The following is a 1,342-nucleotide window of genomic DNA, read 5'->3' on the forward strand; positions in this document are numbered from 1 at the left end:
CACTTGGAACCTGAATTCGGGTTTTGGTTTATTTTTGAGCGTTTGTTAAATTAATTCAATAGATGGGTGTCCACAATTTATGTTACTTCAGCATTGATTGTACTTGTTGCTGTTGGCTAGTTTTAGGAGCAACGAAGTTAATATCAGGTAATAAAGAAGCCTGAACGATGGCTAAGGCATCATTTTTATCTGTTTTTTGATTTTGTCTAACGACTTTAACTAATCTAGGTGAGATTAAGCGTGCATTATGACCATAAGAACTTGCTAATTGAGACCAATAATTAGCCCCAGCACATGACTCAAACACTACTTTTGAAGGGATTGATGTTGATAGATAAGCACTAAATTGTTCCGGTGTCATTTCTGTATTAGATTGCACCTTGTTGTTTGTATAAACACAAACTTGAATAACTTTTACTGCTAAATCAACACCAATAATACTCTTCATATTACAAGACTCCCTAAAGTTTAAAGACATGCCATTGTCAGCTTAGCTGAGTAGTATGGGGAGTCCAATTATCTTGTTAAATGGAATTTTTTAGACACCTAACTCCATATGATTAATTATTTTTTCTAAATGTGTGTTGGAAAAGTCAGATAAGCACTTAAGCTTAATATAAGATAATTCATATTTTTCATCTGTAAACTCAAGTTCAGGTGGAACTACAACAGTTTTCATCTTTGCTTGATTCGCAGAAAGGATGCCCGAAACACTATCTTCAAATGCAATGCATTTTGAGGGTTCAACATTCAATTTTTTAGCCGTAGATAAATATACGGCTGGATCAGGTTTTCCTTTTATTTCATGTTCCGAAGAAGAAGTAGCATGAAAGTAATGAGAAATATTAAGTTTTTTTAAAACAATAGGAATTAGTTTTGAAGGAGCATTAGTTGATAAACCGATTTTAAAATTCTTTTCTTGAAAAAAGTCTAAAACTTTATGTACTCCTTCCAAAGCAACACCCTCATCAATAATTAATTCTGCTACACGATCAATAACTTCATTTTCGACTTCATCTAAGCTTTTACCTAACCAAGGAAAATGATTATACCAAAACTCCGTTACTTCACGAGTAGTCATCCAAACAGTTTGAGATGAAAGTTCATTAGTTACTTTTACGCCTAAAGATGAAAAAATTTCCTTTTCCGCTTTTTTCCACATCGGCTCCGAATCGATTAACGTTCCATCCATATCAAAAATTGCAGCTTGTATCATACAGATTCCATTTAACGCCAGCCTAAACAGCAGATTGCTGGTGCAAATTTTGCGCCTTTTGTTTATTGCAAAAAATGCGACAGTAAAAGCTGTCGGATTTTAGGCTCTTATAGTTACTCCGTTCCA

The 1,342-nt window shown here is 34.0% G+C and carries 1 protein-coding gene and 1 pseudogene; both read right to left on the minus strand.

From position 1 onward, the window contains the following. Window positions 1–85 precede the first annotated feature (85 nt). Window positions 86–448 (minus strand): annotated as a pseudogene (locus DO88_RS0118510) (IS110 family transposase); the annotation flags it as partial. Window positions 449–538: 90 nt separating this feature from the next. Next, window positions 539–1,216 (minus strand): hexitol phosphatase HxpB, encoded by a 678-nt coding sequence (hxpB, locus tag DO88_RS00060; protein ID WP_033041258.1) that lies wholly within the window; start codon window positions 1,214–1,216, stop codon window positions 539–541. Between the last annotated feature and the right edge of the window lie 126 nt (window positions 1,217–1,342).

The organism is Pseudoalteromonas sp. S3431, from assembly GCF_000690035.1.
Taxonomy (GTDB): domain Bacteria; phylum Pseudomonadota; class Gammaproteobacteria; order Enterobacterales; family Alteromonadaceae; genus Pseudoalteromonas; species Pseudoalteromonas fuliginea.